The following is a 22,782-nucleotide window of genomic DNA, read 5'->3' on the forward strand; positions in this document are numbered from 1 at the left end:
AGCTCCGGGGAATGCCGGCGACGCTTCACGGGTTTCTTAGCAGGGATAATTTCACTCATATTAGGTGTCCACTTGTTGATAGGTGGACACCTAAATTACAGCGCAGAATTTGGCTTGGTAGATGAGTTTGCCGGACGCTTACATATAAACTACTAGCTCTATCCTTGTTTCTAATTTCATCAGTTGCAGATGTTGCGCAAGCAATAGCTTCAGATGTTCCCACTATCACTGCCAAGAAAGCCCTAAGTTATGCGCAGGAAGTCAATTTTAACTCTGCTTTTCTCGATTCAGATATTTCCTTGAACATATATCTTCCTGGAAATTTTTATGAGGCTTCGAAGCATCAAAGATATCCTGTTATTTTTATTAATGGCATCCACGGACGTGAATTCTTTCTTACTTTGACACGAATAGTAAAGCACTTGAGTAGTGTGGAAAGAATGCCTGAAAGCATTGTTGTAAGTTTAAATGACGGTGGACCCATGCCTGACATATACTTGAATGGCATGTGGGCGCATACAGATGTTGAAAAATTCGAATCTGAAGGAGATTCTTCGGCATACATCAACTTTTTAAAAGATGAGCTATTTCCTTACCTCGAAAGAGAATATAGGGCTTTGGATAACAGAATGATTATTGGTATTTCCACCAGTAGCTTATTTCCTTTGTATACATTTTTTCATACCCCAGAACTTTTTCAATCTCATGTTTTCCTTGCCGCCGCGGATATGTTGGGAATGGGCTTGTCTCCCGATAAGCGCTTTATCGACAAAATTGCATACAGTATGCAGAAAAATCCCACAAGGAATGCCAATTTTTATCTCGGCATTGCAGATAGCGACATCGCTAAAAATGAAAGATACTCAACAATATTGAATAAAGCGAGAATACTGCTAAGACCGTATACAGAGCATAACCTCAAACTAAAGATTGAGGTTATCGAAAATGAAGGTCACTATGATGCCTTTATCAAAGCCATGCTATCAGCCCTTGAGCTTATTTATCCAAGGAGAAAATGGTCTCCTCAATATAGGGATTTAATAGCCCAACCCGGCGACGCTATGCAAAATATTGATAATTTTTACGCTACGTTATCAGGTGAATACGGCTTTTCCATTCTACCAAGAGCGACGCGCTGGAGGAGCGTAAACAAGCTGAGTCACATAACAACAATGTTATTAAGAGAAAACAGATCTCAGGAGGCCATTTCCGTGGCGCTGAGATGGGTGGAATACAGGCCAAACTCTATAATTGCCTACAGACAACTGGCAAAGGCCTATGCGAGTAATGGCGATAGCCATAATGCAATTTCAGTTTTTAAAAAAGCTTTGGATTTAGCGGTCTTGTTTAACAAAAGCCAGGTTGATGCTATCAAGCACAACTTGAATGAGTTGGAAGAACAAGTGTCGGGAAAGGTTGATACCCCGCCGAACTAGACCCTTTTATACTTTGTTTTTTGTAAGTAATGGCCAGTCACTTCAGCTCCCCGGAGGAAGTACAAACCGGCTTAAATAATAACTTGGCCGCTTTTACATGGTTTTTTATCGGCAGACTCGATTGCGAATGTTCCCCTATGGGTTCGCATTAGCATTAAAGGGAGGCCCCCACGGAATGGCAGGCCAGAGCATGAAACCAATTGAGAAGTTCAGGCTGAACTGGACTCTTCACCCTAGAAAAGAGGGGGCTGAGCGCTAGGGAGCCATATAATATTAACCACGCACAGATTCGCGTGGCTAATAAAGATGGTGGGCCTTGCTGGACTTGAACCAGCGACCTGCCGATTATGAGTCGGATGCTCTAACCAACTGAGCTAAAGGCCCCTAACAGGTTGTTGAAAAAGGCATCCCGCCTGTTTCAAAACACGAAAAGGGAAAAATGTGATTTTCACTTTTCTCCCAAAATCAACGACTTAGGCGTCGTCGATTTTGCCGGAACATCCATATTCCGGTACCAGGCGTCGAAATTCTGCGAATTTCAACAGCCTGCTAAAGCAGCAAACACCTCCATGGAGGTCCTATGGCGTCTCTCAATCGTTGGGCTGGTGCCACTCTGCCGAGTGGGGAGTTCCTGCGGCTTCCCCGAAGTGCTGCGAGCGGGTGGTATGCTAATCAATGTTGCCTTTTGAATCAATGGCTTTCGGGATTTCACATGAGTCACCAGCGCCAGTTAAAGCCCAGATTGGCACCCCCACCGCTCCAGTTTTCACGATTCCCGGATCGGCGGTAGCTGGCATTCAGGAACACACTGCCAACTGCGCTGTCCAGCAGAGTCACGCCGCCACCAAATTCGCCCCAGGTAACACCCCGTTGGATTCTTTCCCTGGGCCCCTCCTGCAATTTGAGGTCATCCTCACCCCTCAATGTGTGCCATAGATTGGCAAACAGGTACAGTTCAAAGGCGCTCTGGGATGGATAACCGCGCAAGCCGCCCCGAAAGCTCACCTCAGGGGTTTTATCGATACCCACGGGCCCGGTGAGGGCCTGAACCGTGCCAAAGCTGGTGTAATTCGCAACCAACTGGGCCTGGGGCTCGAGTTTCCACGTAGGCGAGAACGATAGTACGAAACCGCGCTCTGCCGACAGGGTGAGCTGGGGGCCGGTAACGCGGCTGCGACTTGCAGAAGGGGGCTGCATGGAGGCTGTGACATAGCCAACTTTTGCCACCACATCCAAATAACTGAGATCGTGACGATAATCGCTGAAGTAAACGCCGCCATAGTAACTGGTCAGCTCAATGCGGCCGCCGTCGAAATCCGCCCCCTTGGATATACCACCGAAAGTATCACCACGGGCCTTGCTGGTACCGGCGAACAGGCCTAGCTCCTGGGATCCCCGGCAGGTTGGGCTGGCATAAAAATTCCTGTTTAGCTGGAGGCCGCTCAACCGGCCATCGAATTGGCTTTCCACAGTCCCGCGCCAACCCAGGTTCAATGCACGGTGAAAGATGTGCGCACTACCGCTGCTGATGCCACTGTAACCGATACGCTGTTCACCCCGGCGCTGTTGGTAGCCGCTGACTTCCAGCAGGGAGATTTGCTGGGCCAGTGCCTTGATCTGCGCAGGGGCTATCAACTCAGCAGACACGGAAGGTTCGGCAGTCTCGGCTCGGGCACTAGGCGCCTGCAAATGCACCAGCAACCAAAGGGTAGATAGAGTTAGCGCGGCGACAATACTCGGTGGCGACATAAACAGATCCCCGGTTTATTAATTGGTCGTCGAGATGCAAAGTTTAGACGGGGAAGTCGGTTGTATGCTGCGTTGCACAAACTCTGCCGCCAGATGTTGCGGGTTTTGACACCGCCAATGGTGTTGGACTATCACCAGCGCAGGGATGACTATTCACCAGCCTGTGGGATTTATTCACCCGGCCATCCAATAGAAAACCCCTCCCGATTGGATCGTCGCCCATGAAAACCTGGGTAATTAGGCGGAAGCGCTTGCTTTCCGACGGCCTGTGCCGCAAGCCCGGGTTGAGGAAGGTCAGTGAGGACTTTTTCAACAATCTGCTAGCAGGCTGTTGAAATTCGAAGAATTTCGACGCCTGGTACCGGAATATGGATGTTCCGGCAAAATCGACGACGTCTAAGTCGTTGATTTTGGAAGAAAGTGAAAATTACATTTTTCGCTTTTCATGTTTTGAAACAGGCAGGATGCCTTTTTCAACAACCTGCTAGGGAAGCCAGCGCGGCAGCAGAACGCAAATCCAGGTGAACAGCCACAACAATAGAGAAATTGAAACAGCTGCAGAACCTGTGTCCTTGGCGACTTTGGACAGCGGATGATGTTCAGGCCCGATGCGGTCAATGGCGGCTTCCACCGCGCTATTGAGCAGCTCGACAATCATCACGAGAAAAGTGACGCCGATCAGAAGTGCGCGCTCCACACCGGATTCACCAAGCCAGATGGCGGCGGGAACAAGGAAAATAGCCAGAGTGACTTCCTGGCGGAAGGCCGCTTCGTTACGCCAGGTGGCCAGCAGCCCCTGCCAGGAGTAGCTGGTGGCATCGATAAGCCGTGAGATACCGGTTTTCCCTGGCTTGTTGACGAATTGATCCCCCATGGATTTATTTCCCTATAGGTGTTTGCGCTGCACAGGTGATCCGCGGCGGCCGTGATACAGGGCAAAAGAAACCCGGCTAAGCCGGGTAGTCTTTGTCGCTCACTCGTCGAGAAAACTGCGCAGATGCTCAGAGCGGGATGGGTGGCGCAGCTTGCGCAGCGCCTTGGCCTCGATCTGGCGAATACGCTCGCGGGTCACGTCGAACTGCTTACCCACCTCTTCCAGTGTATGGTCGGTATTCATGTCGATACCGAAACGCATACGCAGCACCTTGGCCTCTCGCGCGGTGAGACCCGAGAGCACCGAGCGGGTGGCTTCATCCAAACCGGTCCGGGTAGCGGTATCCACCGGTGAGGACTGATTTTGGTCCTCGATAAAATCACCCAGGTGGGAGTCCTCGTCATCGCCGATGGGCGTCTCCATGGAGATGGGTTCCTTGGCGATCTTGAGAACTTTGCGCACCTTGTCTTCCGGCATATCCATGCGCTCACCAAGCTCTTCCGGGGTGGGCTCGCGGCCCATTTCCTGCAGCATCTGGCGGCTGATGCGATTGAGCTTGTTGATAGTCTCAATCATATGCACCGGTATGCGGATGGTGCGTGCCTGGTCGGCGATGGAGCGGGTAATCGCCTGGCGAATCCACCAGGTGGCATAGGTTGAGAATTTGTAGCCGCGGCGGTATTCGAATTTGTCTACGGCTTTCATCAGACCAATATTGCCTTCCTGGATCAGGTCCAAAAACTGTAGGCCGCGGTTGGTATATTTCTTGGCGATGGAAATCACCAGGCGCAGATTGGCCTCTACCATCTCTTTCTTGGCGCGGCGCGAACGGGCCTCGCCGATAGACATGCGTCGGTTGATTTCCTTGATCTGGCCCACATCCAGGCCGGCGCGCTCCTGGCACAGCGCCAGTTTGCGTTGCGCGCGAATAATATCCTCTGCAACCTGGCGCAGCTTGTCGGAGTAGTCGCGCTTTTTCTTGATGATTGCGGGAATCCAGCTTTCGTTGATCTCGTTGCCGGGGAACTCCTTGATGAAAGTCTTGCGGGGCATGCGCGCCCGACGGATACACAGATTCATGATGCTGCGCTCCTGGGCGCGCACATCGTCCAGAATGCTGCGGACTTCGATATAGAGGGGGTCGAACTGCCGCGGCGCCAGCTTGAAGTAGCGGAATACATCCCCCACTGCCTCCATTGCTGCACCGGCCTCTTTCGAATCCCGGCCGTGCTTTTTGATCGCGGCGTCAGCTTTCTTCTGCGCCGCAATCAGTTTGTCCATCCGCTCGGCCAGTTCTTCCGGATCTATTCCGCCGACATTTTCCTCTTCCTCCTCATCGGAGTCGCTGTCGCCGCCCTCGCTGTCTTTACCCTTGGTGTCCTCGCCAGCAGCGCTGGCTTGACCTGCCTGTGCGCCGGGGGGGACATCCTCGGCCGGGTCCAGCCAGCCGGCGACCACATCGGGTATCCGGCGCTCGCCCCCTTCGATCAGACGATACTCGTCAATCACGTGCTGCACAGCGCCGGGCCAGTATGCGAGCGCGGCCATCAACTCGCGCAGCCCCTCTTCGATACGCTTGGCAATGGCGATCTCGCCTTCGCGGGTGAGCAGCTCGACAGTGCCCATCTCACGCATGTACATGCGTACCGGATCGGTGGTGCGCCCCACATCGGATTCCACTGCAGCCAGCGCGGCGGCGGCTTCGGCAGCGGCAATTTCATCGGCGGAACTATCGCCTTCGGCCATCAACAACTCTTCGGCATCTGGCGCGCTTTCGAACACCTTGATGCCCATGTCGTTGATCATGCCGATGATGTCCTCCACCTGATCGGGATCGGAAATATCTTCCGGCAGGTGGTCGTTCACCTCGGCATAGGTCAGATAGCCCTGCTCTTTGCCGCGGGCGATCAGTTCCTTAATACGGGAGGTCTGTTGCTGGGTTTTGTCAGTCATGCACAACCCTGAAAAGTGGAAAAAAACGGGACAAAGACGGGAGATTATAGCGCACTTGCGATGCCAGTAACCACTGCATCTGCGGAGACACGGGGCTCGTGACAGGTACAGGTCGAGGGCCCCCTGTCCACATCACCCGGAGCAGAATATGGAGGCGGGCGGAGGAAAGTCAAGGGCTGCAAAGCTGAAGGTCGCGAGTACCCTGCCGTTGCCACCAACTGGTGCCTCAGCCGCTAGGGCTCGCGGCGCCAGTTGGCCAGAAGCGCGAGCTGTTCGGGACTCAACTGGCCATTTGAGTCGCGCAGTTGCGCCAGGAGGTGGCGATTACGCTGCTTTTCGGCCCGGTTTTCCAGTCGCTCCAGGCAGCCGGCGAACTCCGCTTTGGGGTCGTATTCCACCCTTTGACCCTGTACTCCGGCCACCGGGTGGCTCCCCGCCAGTCGGGAGAGAATTTCCAGAGATGCTTTGTCCTTATGCGCCATCCAGAAACCAAAAAACTGATTGCGGTTACAGTCGGGCCGCTGGTGCATGACTTCCAGTACTTCGCCAAACAGGCGCAGATCCGGGTCGCTGTGGTTGAGGTAGGGCGTGCAGTCGGCAATCTGTGCCGCCAGCTGCGGATGGTGTAATAACAGGGCGACCAGCATCCGCTCGTTGGGCAGGCGATAACTGCCGCGCCGCCTGACCGGCACCGATGTAGTGGCTGGGGGCGCGGGGTCGCCACTGGGAACTTGCGGATCATAGGGCGACGGCTGTCCAGAGGGGATAGAATCGCCGACGCTTTGATGTGCATCCCCGGCTACTGGAGCGGGTGCAGACTGAGCGCCGGATTGGGAGGCGGCAGTGGCAGCGCGGGCCCGCTCGGCACTGATAACCTCTTCCAGTGTGGCCTGTTCCAGTCCGGTGCGGGCGGCGAGCTGCTGGAACATCAGCTGGCGGTAGACACCGGCGGGTAACAGGTCCAGCAGCGGCGCCACCAGTTTGGACAGCCGCGCGCGGCCGTCCATGGTACGCAGGTTGATACCTTCCCCGAGCAGGTCGAACAGGAAATCCTCCAGGGGGCGCGCCTGTTGGTCGATCAACTGTTCGAAGCGCTCGCCACCCAGCTGGCGCACCAGGGTGTCAGGATCTTCACCTTCCGGCAGCGGCAGAAAACGCACGCTGCGGCCGTCCTGCATCTGCGGTAATGCGGACTCCAGAGCGCGGCGCGCGGCGGCGCGACCCGCCCGGTCGCCATCGAAACAGAAAACAATCTCCGCGGTGTGACGGAAGGCCAACTGGATATGCTCTTCGCCGCAGGCGGTGCCCAGAGTGGCCACAGCGCAACGGATGCCGAACTGCGCCAGCGCCACCACATCCATATAACCTTCCACCACAATCAGGCGCTGCAGCTCGCGATTGGCCTGGCGCGCTTCCCAGAGGCCATAGAGTTCACGGCTCTTGTGGAAGATAGGCGTTTCCGGGGAATTCAGGTATTTGGGCTTCTCGTCCCCCAGTACCCGGCCGCCAAAAGCGATGGTGCGGCCGCGCTGGTCCCGGATCGGGAATATGATGCGGTTGCGGAAGCGGTCATAGTGCCTGGACATACCGGGCCTGGCATTACCGTCACTATCCCGGCGGCGGATGGCGAGACCCGCCAGTTCGAGCTGTTCGGCTTTGCCCGGGGTATCCGCCAGGGCGTTCAGCAGGTTGTCCCAACCCGGCGGTGCCAGGCCGATGCCAAAAGCCCGGGCAACCTCCCCGGACAATCCGCGATTGCGCAGGTAGGCCACGGCGTGGCCGGCGGTGGGATGGCTGCGCAACTGAGCGCGGTAAAAGTCGGCCGCCTGTTCGGTGAATTGGTAGAGGGGCTGGCTCTCCCGCTGGCGCTTCTCCTGCCCAGGTGCCAGCTGCTCGCGCGGCACTTCCAGGCCGCGGGTCGCGGCCAGCTTCTCCACTGCCTCGGGAAAACCGAGGCGGTCATACTCCATCAGAAAGCCGATGGCATTGCCGTTGGCACCGCAGCCAAAACAGTAGTAGAACTGCTTGTCGGGGCTAACGGTGAAGGACGGGGTTTTCTCGTCGTGAAAGGGGCAGCAGGCGGAGTAGTTTTTGCCCGTTTTGCGCAGCTTTACCCGGCTGTCCACCAGCTCGACGATATCCGCCCGGGCGAGCAGGTCGTCGATAAAGTGCTGGGGTATCTTGCTGGACATGGCGCTGGTGGCGGCAATCAGCCCAGCTGTGCCTTGACCAGTTTGCTCACAGCGCCCATATCCGCGCGGCCCTGTACCTGCGGCCTGACCTGGGCGATCACCTTGCCCATGTCCGCCATACCGCCGGCCCCGGTGTCTCTCACCGCCGCGGCAACGATTTCGGTGAGTTCGCTATCGCTGAGCTGCTCCGGTAGAAACTCCTGAATAACCTCGATCTCCGCCTGTTCCACGGCAGCCAGTTCGGCGCGCCCGGCCTTTTCATATTGGGCAATGGAATCCCGGCGCTGCTTGGTCATTTTGTCCAGTAGCGCCAGGATGCGGGCGTCATCCAGGTCGATACGCTCGTCCACTTCGACCCGCTTGATTTCAGCGTTGATCAGCCGCATCGTCGCCAAACGCGCTCTGTCCTTCGCTTTCATGGTGTCCTTGGTGGCCTGAGCCAGTGTTTCCTTGAGGGTGCTCATAGTGGGGGTTCCGGGGTTGCGTTGATGACGGGTTTGGGCTGCTAAGCATAGCGCGTCCGACCCCTGCGGAAAATGCGGCTGTAAAACGAAAAACGGCGCACGAGTTACACTCGCACGCCGCTCTTGGCGCCACCGGAGCCAGCCTGGCTGTCCGGGACCTTCACCCCTGGCGGGGTCGCCGTTTCAGGCGATTAGTAGAGGCGCTGGAATTTGCGGTTTTCGCGCTGCAGTTTTTTGGCATGGCGCTTCACCGCCGCGGCAGCCTTGCGCTTGCGCACTGTAGTGGGCTTCTCGTAGAACTCGCGACGACGCACCTCAGACAGCACGCCTGCCTTCTCACAGGAGCGCTTGAAGCGGCGCAGGGCGATATCGAAGGGCTCGTTGTCTTTAATCCGTACAGAGGGCATAGGTTACCTGTAAAAATTTGTTTCTCTCGGCCATTCCGGCAATTGCTCTCGCAGATTCCGGCGGCCGGTTTACAGCGAGGGCGCAGATTCTAAACAGTAGAAGCTGCAATCGCAAGCCTCTTTTCAGGTATCATAGCGCCCCCGGAGCTGTTCCAAGAGAATCGAAGTGCGCGTCCTCGGCATAGAAACCTCCTGTGATGAAACCGGCGTCGCGCTGTATGACAACCGTGCGGGGCTGCTGGGTCACGCCCTCTATAGCCAGGTCGACCTGCATGCCGACTATGGCGGTGTGGTGCCGGAATTGGCCAGTCGAGACCATGTGCGTAAATTGCTACCGCTGGTGCGGCAGGTAATGGCGCAGACCCATACCAGTCCGCAAGACCTGGGTGGTGTGGCCTATACCGCCGGGCCGGGCCTGATCGGTGCACTGATGGTGGGCGCCTGTGCCGGCCGCGCCCTGGCCTACGGCTGGGGTGTCCCGGCAGTGGCTGTGCACCATATGGAGGGTCACCTGCTGGCGCCAATGCTGGAGGACAGCCCCCCGGCCTTTCCCTTTGTGGCCCTGCTGGTCTCCGGTGGCCACACCCAGCTGGTGGAGGTGCGAGGTCTGGGAGACTATGTATTGATGGGGGAGTCGCTGGATGATGCCGCCGGAGAGGCGTTCGACAAGGCGGCCAAGATGCTCGACCTGGATTATCCCGGGGGCCCGCGCCTGGCGGCACTGGCAGAGAGCGGCGACCCCGGGCGGTTTTCCTTTCCGCGCCCCATGACCGACAGGCCGGGCCTCGATTTCAGCTTTTCCGGCCTCAAAACCTATACCCTGACCACAGTGCGCAAGCATGCCGGGGACGACGGCCTGCCGGACCAGCAGGCCTGCGCGGATATTGCCGCAGCCTTTCAGGAGGCCGTAGTGGACACATTGGTGATCAAGTGCCGCCGCGCCATCCGGGCCTCAGGCCACAAAACCCTGGTATTGGCGGGCGGGGTTTCGGCCAACAAACGGTTGCGCGCACAGATGGAATCCAGCCTGGGCAGGGAGGGCGCCAGCGTTTTCTACCCCCGGCATGAATTCTGTACCGACAACGGGGCCATGATCGCCTATGCCGGCTGCCTGCGCTTAACGGCGGGGGAATATGAGGGTCTGGCGGTTGAAGTGCGGCCGCGCTGGCCGCTAGCGGCATCTAACTGAGCTTTTGGACTGACCGTGGATATTGTTTACATAAGGGATCTGAAGGTGGATACCATCATCGGTATCTACGACTGGGAGCGGGAGGTTCGCCAGACGGTGAGCCTCGACCTGGAAATGGCTTTCGATATCAGTGAGGCGGCGCGCACAGACGATATCGAGCATACCCTCAATTACAAGGCGGTGGCGAAGCGCCTGATCGCCTTTATCGAAAACAGCGAGTTTCTGCTGGTGGAAACCATGGCAGAGCAGACCGCCGGTATAGTGCGGCAGGAATTCAAGGTGCCCTGGCTGCGCCTGCGGCTGTCCAAACCCGGAGCCGTGCGGGGTTCCCGGGACGTGGGTGTGATCATCGAGCGCGGTGAGCGCCCGCAGCGTGGCGCCGCCGCGGAGCTATGACAGTGGCACAGGTGTATCTGAGCCTCGGCAGCAATATCGATCGAGCGCAACACATTCGCGCGGCGCTGGACGCCCTGGCCGCGCAATTCGGTGAACTGCAGGTTTCCCGTGTGTTCGAGAGCGAGGCGGTGGGATTTCAGGGGGATAATTTTTACAACCTGGTGGTGGGACTGCGCACGGACCTGCCGGTAGGACGGCTGGCTTTCCAGCTGCGTGGGATCGAGGACGCAAACGGCCGCCTGCGGGCTGGTCCTAAGTTCAGTGCGCGCACCCTGGATATCGACATCCTGGTCTATAACGACCTCACCGGTATTGTCGACGGGGTAAGGCTACCGCGACGGGAAATCACCAAGAATGCCTTTGTGTTACAGCCTCTAGCGGAACTGGCGCCGGATGCGGTGCACCCTGTCGAGAACAAGACCTATCACCAGTTGTGGAGCGAGTACGACCAGGCTTCACAAAAGCTGTGGCCGGTGGAGTTTATTTGGCCTTGATTAGCTGGCTTGGCAAAGAGATTTAGAAAGCCGCCAAGCAGTTTTTTTATTTCTGAAACCCCAGGTCTTTGATTTACCAGCAGGCAAAGGAAAAGCCTTTGCCTGCAGCCTGCTGCCCCAAGGTTCAGGGTGCAAATCAGGCATATAACTGTCGGATTTGTCGTGGCGGTTTTGCGAAAATACGCCGCAAAACCGGGCCGAGAAAACCCAGGGAGGGCTTTATTTTTTTATGCGGGTGGGGAAGCTGCGCTGAAACGAAAGGGAAGGCGCAAAGCGCGCAGGAAGACGCCCTGACCATCCGGGATATACTGTTAACGGTCGCCAATGGCCAGCTGCTGGACCGGACCGGTTGAATCGTCCGGCTACTTTTTGCTGCGCCGCAAAAGCCTGAGCAGATCCAGGGTTTTACCCAACTCCCAGCGCATGGCGGCGACTACGCCGTGCATGGCCAACAAGCGACGATCGATTTCAGTGCCCTGATCACTGTTCAACTGCTGTAACTTTTGCGCCGCCTGCGCGAAGCCACCCTGTTCATAGGCCAAGAGCAGCTCTACGGTATACTCCGCCGGCGTAACCTGGCGCGGTACCGGCGTGTAACCCATTGCCTCCACCATCCGCTCGACGGTCTGCCAGGTAGACCAGGGGTTTTGCCCAGTAATCAATTGTCCATCCACACTGACCTGTTCCAGATAGGCGGGACCAGGCTGCATAATAGCGCCCTGGGCACGCAGGCGGTCTTCAAGCAGGAAGGGCAAATGTTGCTCAGCGTCGGGAATGAGGAACAGCTCCTCCTCATTGGTAAAAGCGCTGATCCGGCGGCCGGCAACCAGCAGTTCACCAGTTTCCATGCGAACATGGACCAGTGCAGCAGGCCCATGACAGACAGCACCAATCACTTTGCCGCTGCGATAAAAATCCCGGACTAATACCTGAATACTGGTATTGTTGGGAAAATCAAACATGGTGCCCTTACCCCCAACAAAAAAAATCGCCTGGTAGTCCTTGGCGGATGCCTGCGCTATGGGAATACTGTAGTTGACCTTGTACTGGGCTTGGGGATCATTGAGAAAGGCATAGTCGAAAGGCCCCAGATCGTCCCGGTCGATCACCACCGGTGGCTGGCCGCCCTGAGGACTGGCGATATCGACACCAAACCCGTTGGCCAGAAACACATAATAGGGGCGGGCCAGCTCGGTCAACTCATAGCCGGTCGCTTTGCCAGATGCACCCATGATCCCGCTACTGGTCACCACCACCAACACCTTCCCGCGAGACTGGCTGGGCTTCTGTTTTAAGTAACGCAGCTCGCCGGGCTGTGTCTGGGAAAAATCCTGATCAGGCTGGGGGATCAGACTCTTGAGCCAAAGAAATAATCCCAAACACAGGCCGCTCACCATAAGCAGTGCAATAAAGGATTTTTTTAACATGACAATCTCCGCAACAGTGATTTTCTGAAGACAAGGCAGATGCCCGGCTTTTCACTGGAGAGATTAATGGCCTGCAGGTGAAATCCAGGTGAGATTCTCTTGCTGGGAGCGATCTGTGGCGGGCGGGTTAAGGCGGGAAATCCGGCATTGATAAATCCCCCGGTGGCACCGGACAGTAATTTCCCAGTCCAATGCGCAGCAGATTCTTTTTGCCAGAAACAACCCCTGGCCAATACCGCGACTGCCGCTTCCCCTGTGACCGGGCAACAGAGACGAACTGGCGTCGAAGTCATCAGCGATCGAATTTTCAAACAGCAGTGAATCTCCTGCGGAACAAATACGCAGTTTGGGCGTGGATGCATGTTGCAGGGCATTGCCGATAAGGTTGTCGAAAAGCAGCGACACCAAATGGCGATTGGCAACAATCCTCACATCCCTCCCCAGGCTCAGGCACACCCTGAAATTTGCCCCGGTAATCTCCCGGTGCCGTGCCAGCAGGCGCTCCTCCAGCAACGGGCGAACCTCGAAGGCCTGCCGCTGCAGGGATTCCGATCTGGCCAATGCCAGCAAAGTCGCCACCGTCTCTTCCATGTCGGCGACTGTCTGCAGCAGTTCTTCTCTCTCAGCGGCTGTCATTTCCCGCTGCTGGCAGAGTGTCAGTGTGCCGCGTACAACCGTCAGCGCCGTGCGCAGCTCGTGGCTGGTATCGCGGGTAAATTCCGTTTCCCGCTGCAGTGCCTGTTTTAACTGGTTGATGGTTTGTTCGAGAGTTGCGGCCAGATAGCCGACTTCATCGTCGTCGCCACTGTGGGGCAGGTGCACCTGGCTGCCCAGGGACTTCTGCCGCCGGATAGCCTCGGCCAGGGCAATGACCGGGGCTATGGTTTTGCAGGAAATGCGGTAGGCACACCAGAGCGCCAATAGCATGGTGACGATACACGCAGCGCCAAACAACCACAGCAGTTTGGTCGACTGTCGTGTAACAGTAAGCAGCCCACTCACCTCGGCCGCCAGTATTGCCCTCCCGCCGTCCGGCTGCAAAATCCTGCGCAGATGGAAGTGATGTTCAGCGTCACTGAACCACTCGGCCCTGACGGTATCGCCCGGCAGTGCGCCGAGCAGACCGGCAGGCACTACCTCCGGATCGGTGTAGAGGGTCAGATAGGGCAGCCGCGGCTCGGGCAGGCGGCCGTGCAACTGCAGCTGCTGCTCTATATAGCGCACCTCCCCCTCCAGCAGGTTGTCCAGCAACTGGTCCTCAATCACATAAGCTGCCAGCAGGCAGATAGCAAAAAATATCAGGCAGAGTAGCAGGGTAAAGCCACCAAAAACCGCAAACACGCGCCGCTGTAATTTGCTATTTGCGCTCATCGCCGGGCTCCAGCTGATACCCCAGGTTGGTGATGGTCTTCAACATGGGGGTGCCGAAGGGTTTGTCCACAGCCTGGCGCAGGCTGTAAATATGGGACTTCAGCGCGTCGGTTTCCGGGGGCTCGTCGCCCCAGATTTGGTGGATAAGGGCGGAGCGACTCACTGGAGCGGGAGATGCCTGGGCGAGAGTGCTGAGAATACGAAATCCGATGGCAGTGAGGCGCAGTGGCTGACCGTTTCTGTGAACCTGCCGGTTGCGGTGGCTTATCTGCAGACTGCCCACCTGAATCAAGTCGCAGCGATGCAACTGGTGGCGGCGGGCCAGCGCGCCGCAACGCAGAACCAGTTCCCGCGGATCGAAGGGCTTGCACAGATAGTCATCGGCACCAATACCAAAACCCAGTTCCTTATCCGCTATGGCATCCCGCGCCGTCAACATCAGTACGGGCATATTCACGCTGGCCTGGGTTTTGATGGATTCACATACCTGCAGGCCATCCAGGTCCGGAAGTCCCAGGTCGAGGATAACCAGGTCGAAAATATGCTGCAGCGCCAGCTGCACCCCCAGAGCGCCGCAATGGGCGAAATCGACCTGCCAGCCCTGTATTTGCAGAAACTCGGCAATCTGGCGGGCGATCGCGGGGTTGTCCTCAATCAGAAGAATTTTCAGCGGGTGCACCGGCGTAAATCTTATGGTTGCGCAAATGCGGACCATTCTGCCATCCCGGTGGTGAAATTGAAGTGAAGCTGCTGTCACCAGCCCTTACAGGCTGTTGAAAAAAGTATTTTTCAGCTGCCTGCTGTCCCGAACACGGATGTTCGGGCCGCAAATCAGGCATGTAACTGTTTGATTTGTCCTTGAGGGGATGCGGGCTTGTGCCGCAAACCCGGGTTGAGGGAAGCCAGGGGGAGGCTTATTCAACAGCCCGCCAAGATGGCGAATCAGGAGGATAGCCGTCAGGTGGTGAGGTTGCGGCCACCGTCGACCGCGATCACCTGCCCATTGATATAAGGGGCGTCGCAGGCGAGAAAGCGCAGGGTACTGGCGATGTCGCTTGCACAGCCGGTGCGGCCCAGGGGTATGCGCCGTAGGATTTGCGCCCTGTTTTGCTCGTCGCCGGCTGCCCCCTGGGGCCACAGGATGGCACCCGGGGCTATGGCGTTGACCCGCACCCCCGGGGCCAGCTCCAGGGCGAGGCTCTTGGTCAGCATCACCAGACCAGCTTTGGCTGCAGAGTAGATGGTGTGCCCGGGCATGGGACGCTCGGCATGGATATCGGCCATATTGACAATACAACCGCCATTGCGCGCCAGTGATTGCGCCAGTGCCTGGCTGAGAAAAAAAGGCGCCTTTAGATTGCTGCCCACCAATTGCTCCCAGTCTGCCTCCGTTGTACTGCCGACCGGGGTGGGGTGAAACGCCGAGGCATTGTTGACCAGCACATCGATCCCGCCCCACACCTCTTCGGCGCACCTGGCGAGCTGTGTGCAGTCGTCAGCGGTGTCCAGGTTGCTTTGCACGGCCGCGGCGGAGTCCGGACGGATGGCGTTCAGCGCCTGCTCCAGCCTTTTGGCGGCGTCACCGGAGCTGCGATAGTGAATCACTATGCGGTGGTCCCGGTGCATTTCGCGGGCCATGGCGCTGCCAAGGCGCGCGGCGGCGCCGGTGATCAGTACATTACGCAAGATAGGCTTCCTTCACTTTGGCAATAGCCCGCACCCGCTCTCTATCCAGGGCCCTGCCCAACTCCGCACCCTGGCAGCCCTGCGCAATCAGGGCATCGGCGGTCACTTCGGCAGCAGCCTGTCGCACGCGGCGCAGGAAGTCCACCTGTGGATAATCCCGCTCCCCGAGCCCCCGGCGCCCGCGGGCATCCGCCTCGCAGGCCTGCAGAAAGTTCTCGAATCGCTGGGAGCGCCGCAGGGCATCCAGGCCGCGCAACAGCTTCATCAGAGTCTGGGGCCGCAGGGTGAGGGCGCGGTGGCAGTGCAAGTGGTACTGGCAAACTCCCAGGGCCAGAGTTGTCAGTTCTCTGGGAGTATGCCAGCGCTCACACACGGCCCGCACCAGCGGCAGGCCTGCCATCTCGTGGCCGCGATGGGCCGGTAGCATCTCCTGCGGCGTCACTCCCTTGCCCAGGTCGTGCAGCAACACGGCAAAGCGCACCGGCAGCTCCGCAGGGGCGGCGCTCAGGGCCAACAGGACATGCTCCCCCGTGTCTATCTCCGGGTGGTGTTGCCGCGGCTGCGGCACACCAAACAGCCGGTCCAGTTCCGGCAACAGAACGCTCAGGGCCCCACACTCGCGCAATACCCGCACAAAAACATCCGGGTCCGCTTCGACCAGGGCGCGACTGACCTCTTTCCATACGCGCTCTGCCACCAGATACTCCACCTCGCCGGCCCGCACCATCTGGCGCATCAGGGCCATGGTCTCGGTGGCAATGGTGAATCCCAGGTGATGGTAACGGGCGGCAAAACGCGCCACGCGCAGTATGCGGAGCGGATCTTCGGCGAACGCGGGGGATACGTGACGCAGGATACGGGCCTGCAGGTCTGCCCGGCCACCGTAAGGGTCGGTCAGTTCGCCATCGCCGGATTCGGCCATGGCATTGATGGTGAGGTCGCGGCGCAGCAGGTCCTGCTCCAGGGTGACTTCCGGTACAGCCTGCACGTCAAAGCCGCCGTAGCCGTGCCCCCGCTTGCGCTCAGTGCGGGCCAGGGCGTACTCGTCGCCGGTGTCCGGGTGTAGAAATACCGGGAAGTCACGCCCTACCGGCTTGAAGCCCCGCCGCCGCATCTGTTCTTCGTCGGCACCGACAACCACCCAGTCCCGCTCACAGACGGGGCGACGCAGCAGTTTGTCCCGCACGGCACCGCCGACCAGATAGACTTTCACGACGACACCACCGCTCGTTGCGGGACGAGATGCCGGTCCAGGCTGACTTCGGCCGCAAATATGTCCACGCCGTCGCTTTCCGCTCCGCGGCAGGTTAAGGGAGTTTTGGCAAGATAAAAAAAGGGCCCCAAAAAGACAAGGGGGCCCAGGGTCTTAGGGTATTAGTGTGGCTGAAAAATAACCACTCGCCGTTACAAAGAATTCTCGATCACCCCTGGCGCTCAGGTGCGGCTGGCAGGTGCGTCTGAAGGGTCTTCAATAGTCGCCATACTACTCAAGCTGCCTAAAATGTCAATTGTTGCTTTTGTTTTTTTGAGGTAGTTTCCCCCTCGTTCGTTAACAGGCTATTAGTGCCGAGTTTCAACCTGGGTTTACAGGTGCAGGCAGGATAATTAGTAAGGGTGGCGGGAAATTTCAGGGTTTCTCTCGGAAAGCTGTCATTGCCAGCGATTCGCGCGAGCACTGGATTTCACCGGCACGTCTGCACAAACCATGGATTGTTTGGGGGAATCAAAGAGAATGAATCAGTTGCATGTACTCACCACTGGCGAGGCCGCCAGGTACTGTGGAGTCAATTTCCGCACGGTTATCCGCTGGATCGAGCGGGGACAGCTCAAGGCGTACAAGCTGCCCGGCCGCGGCGATCACCGTATATGCGTCGAGGATTTTGTCGGTTTTCTGCGCAACAACGCCATGCCGGTACCGGGCGAACTGGCTTCGGCCAGTCGCAAGGTCCTGATGGTGGCCCAGGACCCGGAGCTGACGGGAGCAGCGCGCCAGGCCCTGCAGCAGGCGGGCTGCGAGGTCGAAGTGGCGGGCGACAGCTTTGTCGCCGGGACACTCCTGGCGGGTTGCAAGCCGGCGCTGGTGTTACTGGACACGAATGTGGCGGGTGTAAACGGCTTCCAGATTCTCGACCACCTGCGCTCCAGCAGCGACAGTTCCAGCGTGCGTATCCTGCTGATTGCCCCGGCTGGTGAGAACGACCTACAGCGCTGGCTGAAGGCCGGTGCGGATGCCGCGGTGGCGAGTCCGGTGGACAGTAATGAACTCGCCGGCAAAGTGAAGTTGCTGCTGGAAACACAGTAAAGCCAGCAGCGGCACACAAGGTCAGATTGGCTTGGGCACCAACATCGATTCCTCTTCCTGGTCGCGGATGCCCGGGCCCTGATCTGGACAATGGTAGCTGGCGCTGATTTCTCCACCGTGCAGACTGTGCAGATGAACGTCGAAGCCCCACAACCGGTGCAAGTGTTTCAGCACCTCACTGGTGTCCCTGCCCAGAGGGCGGCGCCGGTGCTGGGTGTGATGCAAAGTGAGGGAGCGGTCGCCTCGGGTGTCCACTGAGTACACCTGTATATTGGGCTCCTGGTCGCCCAGATTGTATTGCCCGGCGAGATTAGCGCGCAGCTCCCGATACCCTTCCTCGTCGTGAATGGCACTGACCCGGATCTCCTTTTCGCGATCATCGTCGCAGACACTGAACAGCTTCATGTCCCGTATGACCTTGGGCGACAGAAACTGCTGAATGAAGCTCTCATCCTTGAAATCCCGCATGGCGAATTGCAGTGTCTCCCGCCAGTTGCTGCCGGCAATATCCGGAAACCACTGCCGGTCCTCGGCGGTCGGCTGGTCACAGATCCTGCGCAGGTCGGAGAAAATACCAAACCCCAGAGTGTAGGGGTTGATGCCACTGTAGCTGCGACTGTCGAACGGTGGCTGATAAATTACGTTGGTGTGGCTCTGCAAAAACTCCAGCATAAAACCCTCGGTCACACGACCACACCGGTACAATTCACCCATCAGGGTGTAATGCCAGAAGGTGGCCCAGCCCTCGTTCATCACCTGGGTCTGGCGCTGGGGATAAAAATACTGCGCGAGTTTGCGCACTATACGCACCAGTTCCCGCTGCCAGTTATGTAGCAGGGGTGCGTTTTTTTCGATGAAATAAAGCAGGTTCTCCTGCGGCTCCTCGGGAAAACGCGTTTCGGAATCCCGCTGCTGGCCGGCGGCCGGCTTGGGAATGGTGCGCCACAGGTCGTTGAGCTGTCGCTGACGGTACTCCTCGCGCTCTTTCTGTCGGCGCTCCTCCTCCAGCGCGGATATGGGATAGGGCCGCTTATAGCGGTCCACACCGTAGTTCATGAGCGCGTGGCAGGAATCGAGCAGGGCCTCAACTTCATCGATCCCGTAACGCTCTTCGCAACGGGCAATGTAATTCTTGGCGAAAATAAGATAGTCGATGATACTGCCGGCATCGGTCAGGCTGCGAAACAGGTAGTTGCCTTTGAAGAAGGAATTGTGGCCGTAACAGGCGTGCGCTATCACCAGCGCCTGCATGGCCATGGTGTTCTCCTCCATCAGGTAGGCGATGCAGGGATTGGAGTTGATGACGATTTCGTAGGCCAGGCCCATCAGCCCCCGCTGATAGTTGTTCTCCACGCTGATAAACTGCTTGCCAAATGACCAGTGGTGATAGCCGACCGGCATGCCAACTGAAGAGTAGGCGTCCATCATCTGCTCGGAGCTGATCACCTCTATCTGGTTGGGGTAGGTATCCAGCCCAAATGCATCGGCCAGTTCGGAGATCGCCTGGTCATAGTCCCGGATCAAATCAAACGTCCACTCGGAACTGGTGGAGATGGGGCCGCTGGGCTTGGCTGTTTGCGGCGATGAAGGGGATAGACCAGGCATCAGTTGGCCACCTTGCGGCTGAACAACTGCCTGAATACGGGATAGATATCCTGCGCGTCGACAATCTGCTCCATGGCGAAATGATCCGGAAACAGGGTGCGCACACTTTCGTATTCCTCCCACAGGGCCTGGTGGTCCCGGGGGGTGATTTCCACATAGGAAAAATACTGCACCTGGGGCATGATTTCGTCGACCAGGATTTTGTGACAGGTACTGGAGTCGTCGTTCCAGTTGTCGCCGTCGGATGCCTGTGCTCCATAGATATTCCACTCGCTGGCGGGGTAACGTTCCGCCATGGTGCGGCGCATGAGTTTCAGAGCGCTGGAAACAATAGTGCCGCCCGTTTCCCGTGAGTAGAAGAATTCCTCTTCGTCCACTTCCTTGGCACTGGTGTGGTGGCGGATGAATACCACCTCGGTATATTCATAACTGCGCTGGAGAAACAGGTAGAGCAACAGGAAAAACCGTTTGGCCATGTCCTTGGTGACCTGGTTCATGGAACCGGATACATCCATCAGGCAGAACATGACGGCTTTGGAGCGGGGCTTGGGCTGCCGCAGCAAAAGATTGTATTTGAGGTCAAAATCATCCAGAAACGGAATTCGCTCGATGCGGCCGTGCAGGTCGGCGATTTTGCGCTTCAGGGTTTCAACCGCGCGCTGGTCGCGCAGTACCGGGTCTTTTTCCTCCTCCGCCGCCAATTGCTGCTCCATCGCGCGAATGTTGCGTTTCTTGCCGCTGCTCAGGGCGATACGTCGCGCATTGGCAGCCCTCAGTGAGCGAATGACGTTGATACGCCCCGGTGTCCCTTCGTTGCTGATACCGGCGCGCACCACCTGAAACGCATCATTACCAGTCAGTTTGCGCTTGATCAGATTCGGCAGCTGCAGGCCCTCGAACATAAAATCGAGGAACTCCTCCTGGGAAATCTGGAATACGAAATCATCGACCCCTTCCCCGCTGTCACTGGCATCGCTGCCAGCTCCGCCACCACCCGGCTGCTGTTCCGGTCGCGGGATACAGTCACCGGTGACAAACTCCCGGTTGCCCGCCAGCACACGTTCCAAATGGCCACCTGAGCCGTGGGCGAATACCGGCTCGCCCAGATCCCGCGTGGGAATACCTATCTGCTCGCCCTTGTCCATATCGGTGATTGAACGGCTGTTCATCGCCTCTCCAACCGCCTTCTTGATATGCGCCCGGTAGCGTCGCAGAAAACGCTGTCGGTTTACGGTGCTCTTATTCTTGCCGTTCAGGCGGCGATCTATGATATAGCTCATCGCTGTACTGCCTTGGCTTAACGCCCTACTGGGACTTGCGCACGCGCAGGTACCATTCCGACAGCAGGCGGACCTGCTTCTCGGTATAGCCGCGTTCCACCATACGGGCGACAAAATCCGCATGTTTTTTCTTGTCGTCCGCCGATGCTTTGGTATTAAAGGAGATGACCGGCAATAGATCCTCCGTATTGGAGAACATCTTCTTCTCTATCACCGCACGCAGTTTTTCATAGGAGCGCCAGTCCGGGTTGCGACCCTGATTGTTGGCTCTGGCGCGCAATACAAAGTTGACAATCTCATTGCGGAAGTCCTTCGGGTTGGAAATTCCCGCGGGCTTCTCCGTCTTTTCCAATTCCTCATTCAGGGCACCGCGGTCGAGAATTTCTCCAGTCTCCGGATCCCGGTATTCCTGGTCCTGGATCCAGAAATCCGCATAGGTGACGTAGCGATCAAACAGGTTCTGCCCGTATTCAGCGTAGGATTCCAGATATGCGGTCTGGATTTCCTTTCCGATAAATTCCACATAGCGTGGCGCCAGGTATTCCTTGATAAATCCCAGATATTTCTCCTGCACCTCCGGAGCCAGCTGTTCCTGTTCAATCTGCTGTTCCAGCACATAAAGCAGGTGGACCGGGTTGGCCGCCACTTCGGTTGCATCGAAATTAAATACTTTGGACAGTATTTTGAAGGCAAAACGAGTGGAAAGCCCACTCATACCCTCATCGACACCGGCATTGTCACGGTATTCCTGGATGGTTTTTGCCTTTGGATCTGTGTCCTTGAGGTTTTCTCCGTCATAGATACGCATTTTGGAATAAACGCTGGAATTATCCGGATCCTTGATCCGCGACAAAACCGAGAACTGTGCCAGCATGCGCAACGTGTCAGGAGCACAGGACGCTTTGGCCAGGGAACTGTTTTCCAGTAGCTTCTTGTAGATCTTTATTTCTTCCTGGACGCGGGTACAGTAGGGAACCTTGACGATATAAATGCGGTCCAGAAACGCCTCGTTGTTGCGGTTGTTGCGAAAAGACTGCCACTCCGACTCATTGGAATGGGCGAGTATCGTGCCGGTAAAGGGAATGGAGCCCAGGCCCTCGGTGCTGTTGTAATTACCTTCCTGTGTGGCAGTCAATAGCGGGTGCAGCACCTTGATGGGTGCTTTGAACATCTCGACAAATTCCAACAGGCCCTGGTTGGCCCGGCAGAGGCTGCCGCAGAAACTGTAGGCATCCGGATCATTCTGGGGAAAATCCTCCAGTTTTCGAATATCTATCTTGCCCACCAGCGATGAAATATCCTGGTTGTTTTCATCGCCGGGCTCAGTTTTGGAAATGGCGATCTGGTCCAGAATAGATGGCCGGAGCTTGACCACCCGGAACCGGCTGATGTCGCCCCGGTACTCGTGCAGGCGTTTGACGGCCCAGGGTGACATGATGGTGTTGATATAGCGCGGCGCTATGCCGTAGTCCTCCTGCAATATCCGGCTGTCTTCGTCAGGTGAAAACAGACTCAAAGGTGATTCAAACACCGGCGAACCTTTAATGGCGTAGATGGGCACTTTCTCCATTAGCGCCTTGAGGCGTTCGGCGAGAGAGGACTTGCCACCGCCTACAGGGCCCAACAGGTATAGAATCTGCTTCTTTTCCTCCAGCCCCTGGGCGGCGTGGCGAAAAAAGGACACTATTTGCTCAATCGCCTCCTCCATTCCGAAAAATTCGCTGAAGGCTTCATAGCGCTTGATCACTTTGTTGGAAAAAATACGCGACAGGCGGGGATCGCGGGAAGTATCCACCAGTTGTGCCTCGCCAATAGCCATCAGCATCCGCTCGGCCGGCCAAGCATAGGCGCTGGGATCGGATCTGCACAGCTCCAGATAATCCTGGATACCCAGTTCCTCCTCCCTAATGGCCTCGTATCTCTCCAGATAATGATTGAAAATCGTCATGGTGCACGG

19 protein-coding genes and 1 tRNA gene are annotated in these 22,782 nt (G+C 57.2%); 5 read left to right on the forward strand and 15 right to left on the reverse strand.

What is annotated here, in order from left to right; all coding sequences use genetic code 11:
* The first annotated feature begins 164 nt into the window (after nucleotides 1-164).
* A complete protein-coding gene (locus tag AB1S50_RS12005) occupies nucleotides 165-1,436 on the forward strand; it encodes an alpha/beta hydrolase-fold protein (protein WP_367150968.1) in 1,272 nt (423 codons plus the stop codon).
* Between the two features lie 307 nt (nucleotides 1,437-1,743).
* On the opposite strand, the gene AB1S50_RS12010 is transcribed toward AB1S50_RS12005, so the two are convergent.
* The 7 genes from AB1S50_RS12010 to rpsU form a co-directional block, all read right to left on the reverse strand.
* Nucleotides 1,744-1,820 (reverse strand) — tRNA-Ile (locus AB1S50_RS12010).
* A 333-nt stretch (nucleotides 1,821-2,153) separates the two neighbouring features.
* Nucleotides 2,154-3,185 carry an autotransporter outer membrane beta-barrel domain-containing protein gene (locus AB1S50_RS12015; protein WP_367150969.1) on the reverse strand — a complete coding sequence of 344 codons (1,032 nt, stop codon included), beginning with the start codon at nucleotides 3,183-3,185 and terminating at the stop codon, nucleotides 2,154-2,156.
* 484 nt (nucleotides 3,186-3,669) lie between these two features.
* Nucleotides 3,670-4,059 carry a diacylglycerol kinase gene (locus AB1S50_RS12020; RefSeq protein WP_367150970.1) on the reverse strand — a complete coding sequence of 130 codons (390 nt, stop codon included), beginning with the start codon at nucleotides 4,057-4,059 and terminating at the stop codon, nucleotides 3,670-3,672.
* A gap of 99 nt (nucleotides 4,060-4,158) precedes the next feature.
* On the reverse strand, nucleotides 4,159-6,012 hold the full coding sequence (gene rpoD / locus AB1S50_RS12025; RefSeq protein WP_367150971.1) for an RNA polymerase sigma factor RpoD: 1,854 nt from the start codon (nucleotides 6,010-6,012) through the stop codon (nucleotides 4,159-4,161).
* A 233-nt stretch (nucleotides 6,013-6,245) separates the two neighbouring features.
* The gene (gene dnaG, locus AB1S50_RS12030; RefSeq protein WP_367150972.1) at nucleotides 6,246-8,204 is read right to left on the reverse strand and encodes a DNA primase; all 1,959 of its coding nucleotides are present in this window, start codon (nucleotides 8,202-8,204) and stop codon (nucleotides 6,246-6,248) included.
* Nucleotides 8,205-8,221: 17 nt separating this feature from the next.
* Nucleotides 8,222-8,668, reverse strand: a complete 447-nt coding sequence (locus AB1S50_RS12035; RefSeq protein ID WP_367150973.1) for a GatB/YqeY domain-containing protein — start codon at nucleotides 8,666-8,668, stop codon at nucleotides 8,222-8,224.
* A 191-nt stretch (nucleotides 8,669-8,859) separates the two neighbouring features.
* Nucleotides 8,860-9,075, reverse strand: coding sequence for a 30S ribosomal protein S21 (gene rpsU, locus AB1S50_RS12040; protein ID WP_367150974.1), 216 nt, complete (start codon nucleotides 9,073-9,075; stop codon nucleotides 8,860-8,862).
* A gap of 166 nt (nucleotides 9,076-9,241) precedes the next feature.
* On the opposite strand from rpsU, the gene tsaD reads away from it, so the two are divergent.
* From tsaD to folK, 3 genes are read left to right on the forward strand one after another with little or no spacing between them, the layout of a single operon-like run.
* On the forward strand, nucleotides 9,242-10,264 hold the full coding sequence (gene tsaD / locus AB1S50_RS12045) for a tRNA (adenosine(37)-N6)-threonylcarbamoyltransferase complex transferase subunit TsaD (protein WP_367150975.1): 1,023 nt from the start codon (nucleotides 9,242-9,244) through the stop codon (nucleotides 10,262-10,264).
* A 15-nt stretch (nucleotides 10,265-10,279) separates the two neighbouring features.
* Entirely contained in the window at nucleotides 10,280-10,660 is a 381-nt protein-coding gene (gene folB / locus AB1S50_RS12050; protein WP_367150976.1) for a dihydroneopterin aldolase, read from the forward strand.
* Between the two features lie 2 nt (nucleotides 10,661-10,662).
* Nucleotides 10,663-11,154 carry a 2-amino-4-hydroxy-6-hydroxymethyldihydropteridine diphosphokinase gene (gene folK / locus AB1S50_RS12055; RefSeq protein ID WP_367150977.1) on the forward strand — a complete coding sequence of 164 codons (492 nt, stop codon included), beginning with the start codon at nucleotides 10,663-10,665 and terminating at the stop codon, nucleotides 11,152-11,154.
* Nucleotides 11,155-11,516: 362 nt separating this feature from the next.
* On the opposite strand, the gene AB1S50_RS12060 is transcribed toward folK, so the two are convergent.
* The 5 genes from AB1S50_RS12060 to AB1S50_RS12080 all read right to left on the reverse strand — a co-directional run bounded on the left by AB1S50_RS12060 (nucleotide 11,517) and on the right by AB1S50_RS12080 (nucleotide 16,851).
* Nucleotides 11,517-12,581, reverse strand: a complete 1,065-nt coding sequence (locus tag AB1S50_RS12060) for a type 1 glutamine amidotransferase domain-containing protein (RefSeq protein WP_367150979.1) — start codon at nucleotides 12,579-12,581, stop codon at nucleotides 11,517-11,519.
* Between the two features lie 63 nt (nucleotides 12,582-12,644).
* Nucleotides 12,645-13,952, reverse strand: a complete 1,308-nt coding sequence (locus AB1S50_RS12065; RefSeq protein WP_367150980.1) for a HAMP domain-containing sensor histidine kinase — start codon at nucleotides 13,950-13,952, stop codon at nucleotides 12,645-12,647.
* Entirely contained in the window at nucleotides 13,939-14,631 is a 693-nt protein-coding gene (locus AB1S50_RS12070; protein WP_367150982.1) for a response regulator transcription factor, read from the reverse strand. Before AB1S50_RS12070 ends, AB1S50_RS12065 begins: the two co-directional genes overlap by 14 nt.
* 278 nt (nucleotides 14,632-14,909) lie before the next feature.
* Entirely contained in the window at nucleotides 14,910-15,638 is a 729-nt protein-coding gene (locus tag AB1S50_RS12075; RefSeq protein WP_367150983.1) for a pteridine reductase, read from the reverse strand.
* The gene (locus tag AB1S50_RS12080) at nucleotides 15,631-16,851 is read right to left on the reverse strand and encodes a multifunctional CCA addition/repair protein (RefSeq protein ID WP_367150984.1); all 1,221 of its coding nucleotides are present in this window, start codon (nucleotides 16,849-16,851) and stop codon (nucleotides 15,631-15,633) included. Before AB1S50_RS12080 ends, AB1S50_RS12075 begins: the two co-directional genes overlap by 8 nt.
* A gap of 519 nt (nucleotides 16,852-17,370) precedes the next feature.
* Here AB1S50_RS12080 and AB1S50_RS12085 point away from each other — a divergent pair.
* Nucleotides 17,371-17,940, forward strand: coding sequence for a response regulator (locus AB1S50_RS12085; RefSeq protein ID WP_367150986.1), 570 nt, complete (start codon nucleotides 17,371-17,373; stop codon nucleotides 17,938-17,940).
* Nucleotides 17,941-17,961: 21 nt separating this feature from the next.
* On the opposite strand, the gene AB1S50_RS12090 is transcribed toward AB1S50_RS12085, so the two are convergent.
* From AB1S50_RS12090 to AB1S50_RS12100, 3 genes are read right to left on the reverse strand one after another with little or no spacing between them, the layout of a single operon-like run.
* Complete coding sequence (locus AB1S50_RS12090; RefSeq protein ID WP_367150987.1) at nucleotides 17,962-19,545, reverse strand: SpoVR family protein; 1,584 nt, start codon at nucleotides 19,543-19,545, stop codon at nucleotides 17,962-17,964.
* Complete coding sequence (locus tag AB1S50_RS12095; protein ID WP_367150988.1) at nucleotides 19,545-20,825, reverse strand: YeaH/YhbH family protein; 1,281 nt, start codon at nucleotides 20,823-20,825, stop codon at nucleotides 19,545-19,547. The genes AB1S50_RS12090 and AB1S50_RS12095 overlap by 1 nt, the downstream gene beginning before the upstream one ends.
* 25 nt (nucleotides 20,826-20,850) lie before the next feature.
* Nucleotides 20,851-22,773, reverse strand: a complete 1,923-nt coding sequence (locus AB1S50_RS12100; protein ID WP_367150989.1) for a PrkA family serine protein kinase — start codon at nucleotides 22,771-22,773, stop codon at nucleotides 20,851-20,853.
* Between the last annotated feature and the right edge of the window lie 9 nt (nucleotides 22,774-22,782).

Source organism: Microbulbifer discodermiae (genome assembly GCF_040742695.1).
Lineage (GTDB): Bacteria > Pseudomonadota > Gammaproteobacteria > Pseudomonadales > Cellvibrionaceae > Microbulbifer.

Coding starts and splice junctions, on each gene's coding strand:
- AB1S50_RS12100 (WP_367150989.1), bottom strand. CDS start 22,773: ATGACGATTTTCAATCATTATCTGGAGAGATACGAGGCCATTAGGGAG.
- AB1S50_RS12035 (WP_367150973.1), bottom strand. CDS start 8,668: ATGAGCACCCTCAAGGAAACACTGGCTCAGGCCACCAAGGACACCATG.
- AB1S50_RS12085 (WP_367150986.1), top strand. CDS start 17,371: ATGAATCAGTTGCATGTACTCACCACTGGCGAGGCCGCCAGGTACTGT.
- AB1S50_RS12095 (WP_367150988.1), bottom strand. CDS start 20,825: ATGAGCTATATCATAGATCGCCGCCTGAACGGCAAGAATAAGAGCACC.
- AB1S50_RS12090 (WP_367150987.1), bottom strand. CDS start 19,545: ATGCCTGGTCTATCCCCTTCATCGCCGCAAACAGCCAAGCCCAGCGGC.
- AB1S50_RS12015 (WP_367150969.1), bottom strand. CDS start 3,185: ATGTCGCCACCGAGTATTGTCGCCGCGCTAACTCTATCTACCCTTTGG.
- AB1S50_RS12065 (WP_367150980.1), bottom strand. CDS start 13,952: ATGAGCGCAAATAGCAAATTACAGCGGCGCGTGTTTGCGGTTTTTGGT.
- dnaG (WP_367150972.1), bottom strand. CDS start 8,204: ATGTCCAGCAAGATACCCCAGCACTTTATCGACGACCTGCTCGCCCGG.
- AB1S50_RS12060 (WP_367150979.1), bottom strand. CDS start 12,581: ATGTTAAAAAAATCCTTTATTGCACTGCTTATGGTGAGCGGCCTGTGT.
- AB1S50_RS12020 (WP_367150970.1), bottom strand. CDS start 4,059: ATGGGGGATCAATTCGTCAACAAGCCAGGGAAAACCGGTATCTCACGG.
- rpsU (WP_367150974.1), bottom strand. CDS start 9,075: ATGCCCTCTGTACGGATTAAAGACAACGAGCCCTTCGATATCGCCCTG.
- rpoD (WP_367150971.1), bottom strand. CDS start 6,012: ATGACTGACAAAACCCAGCAACAGACCTCCCGTATTAAGGAACTGATC.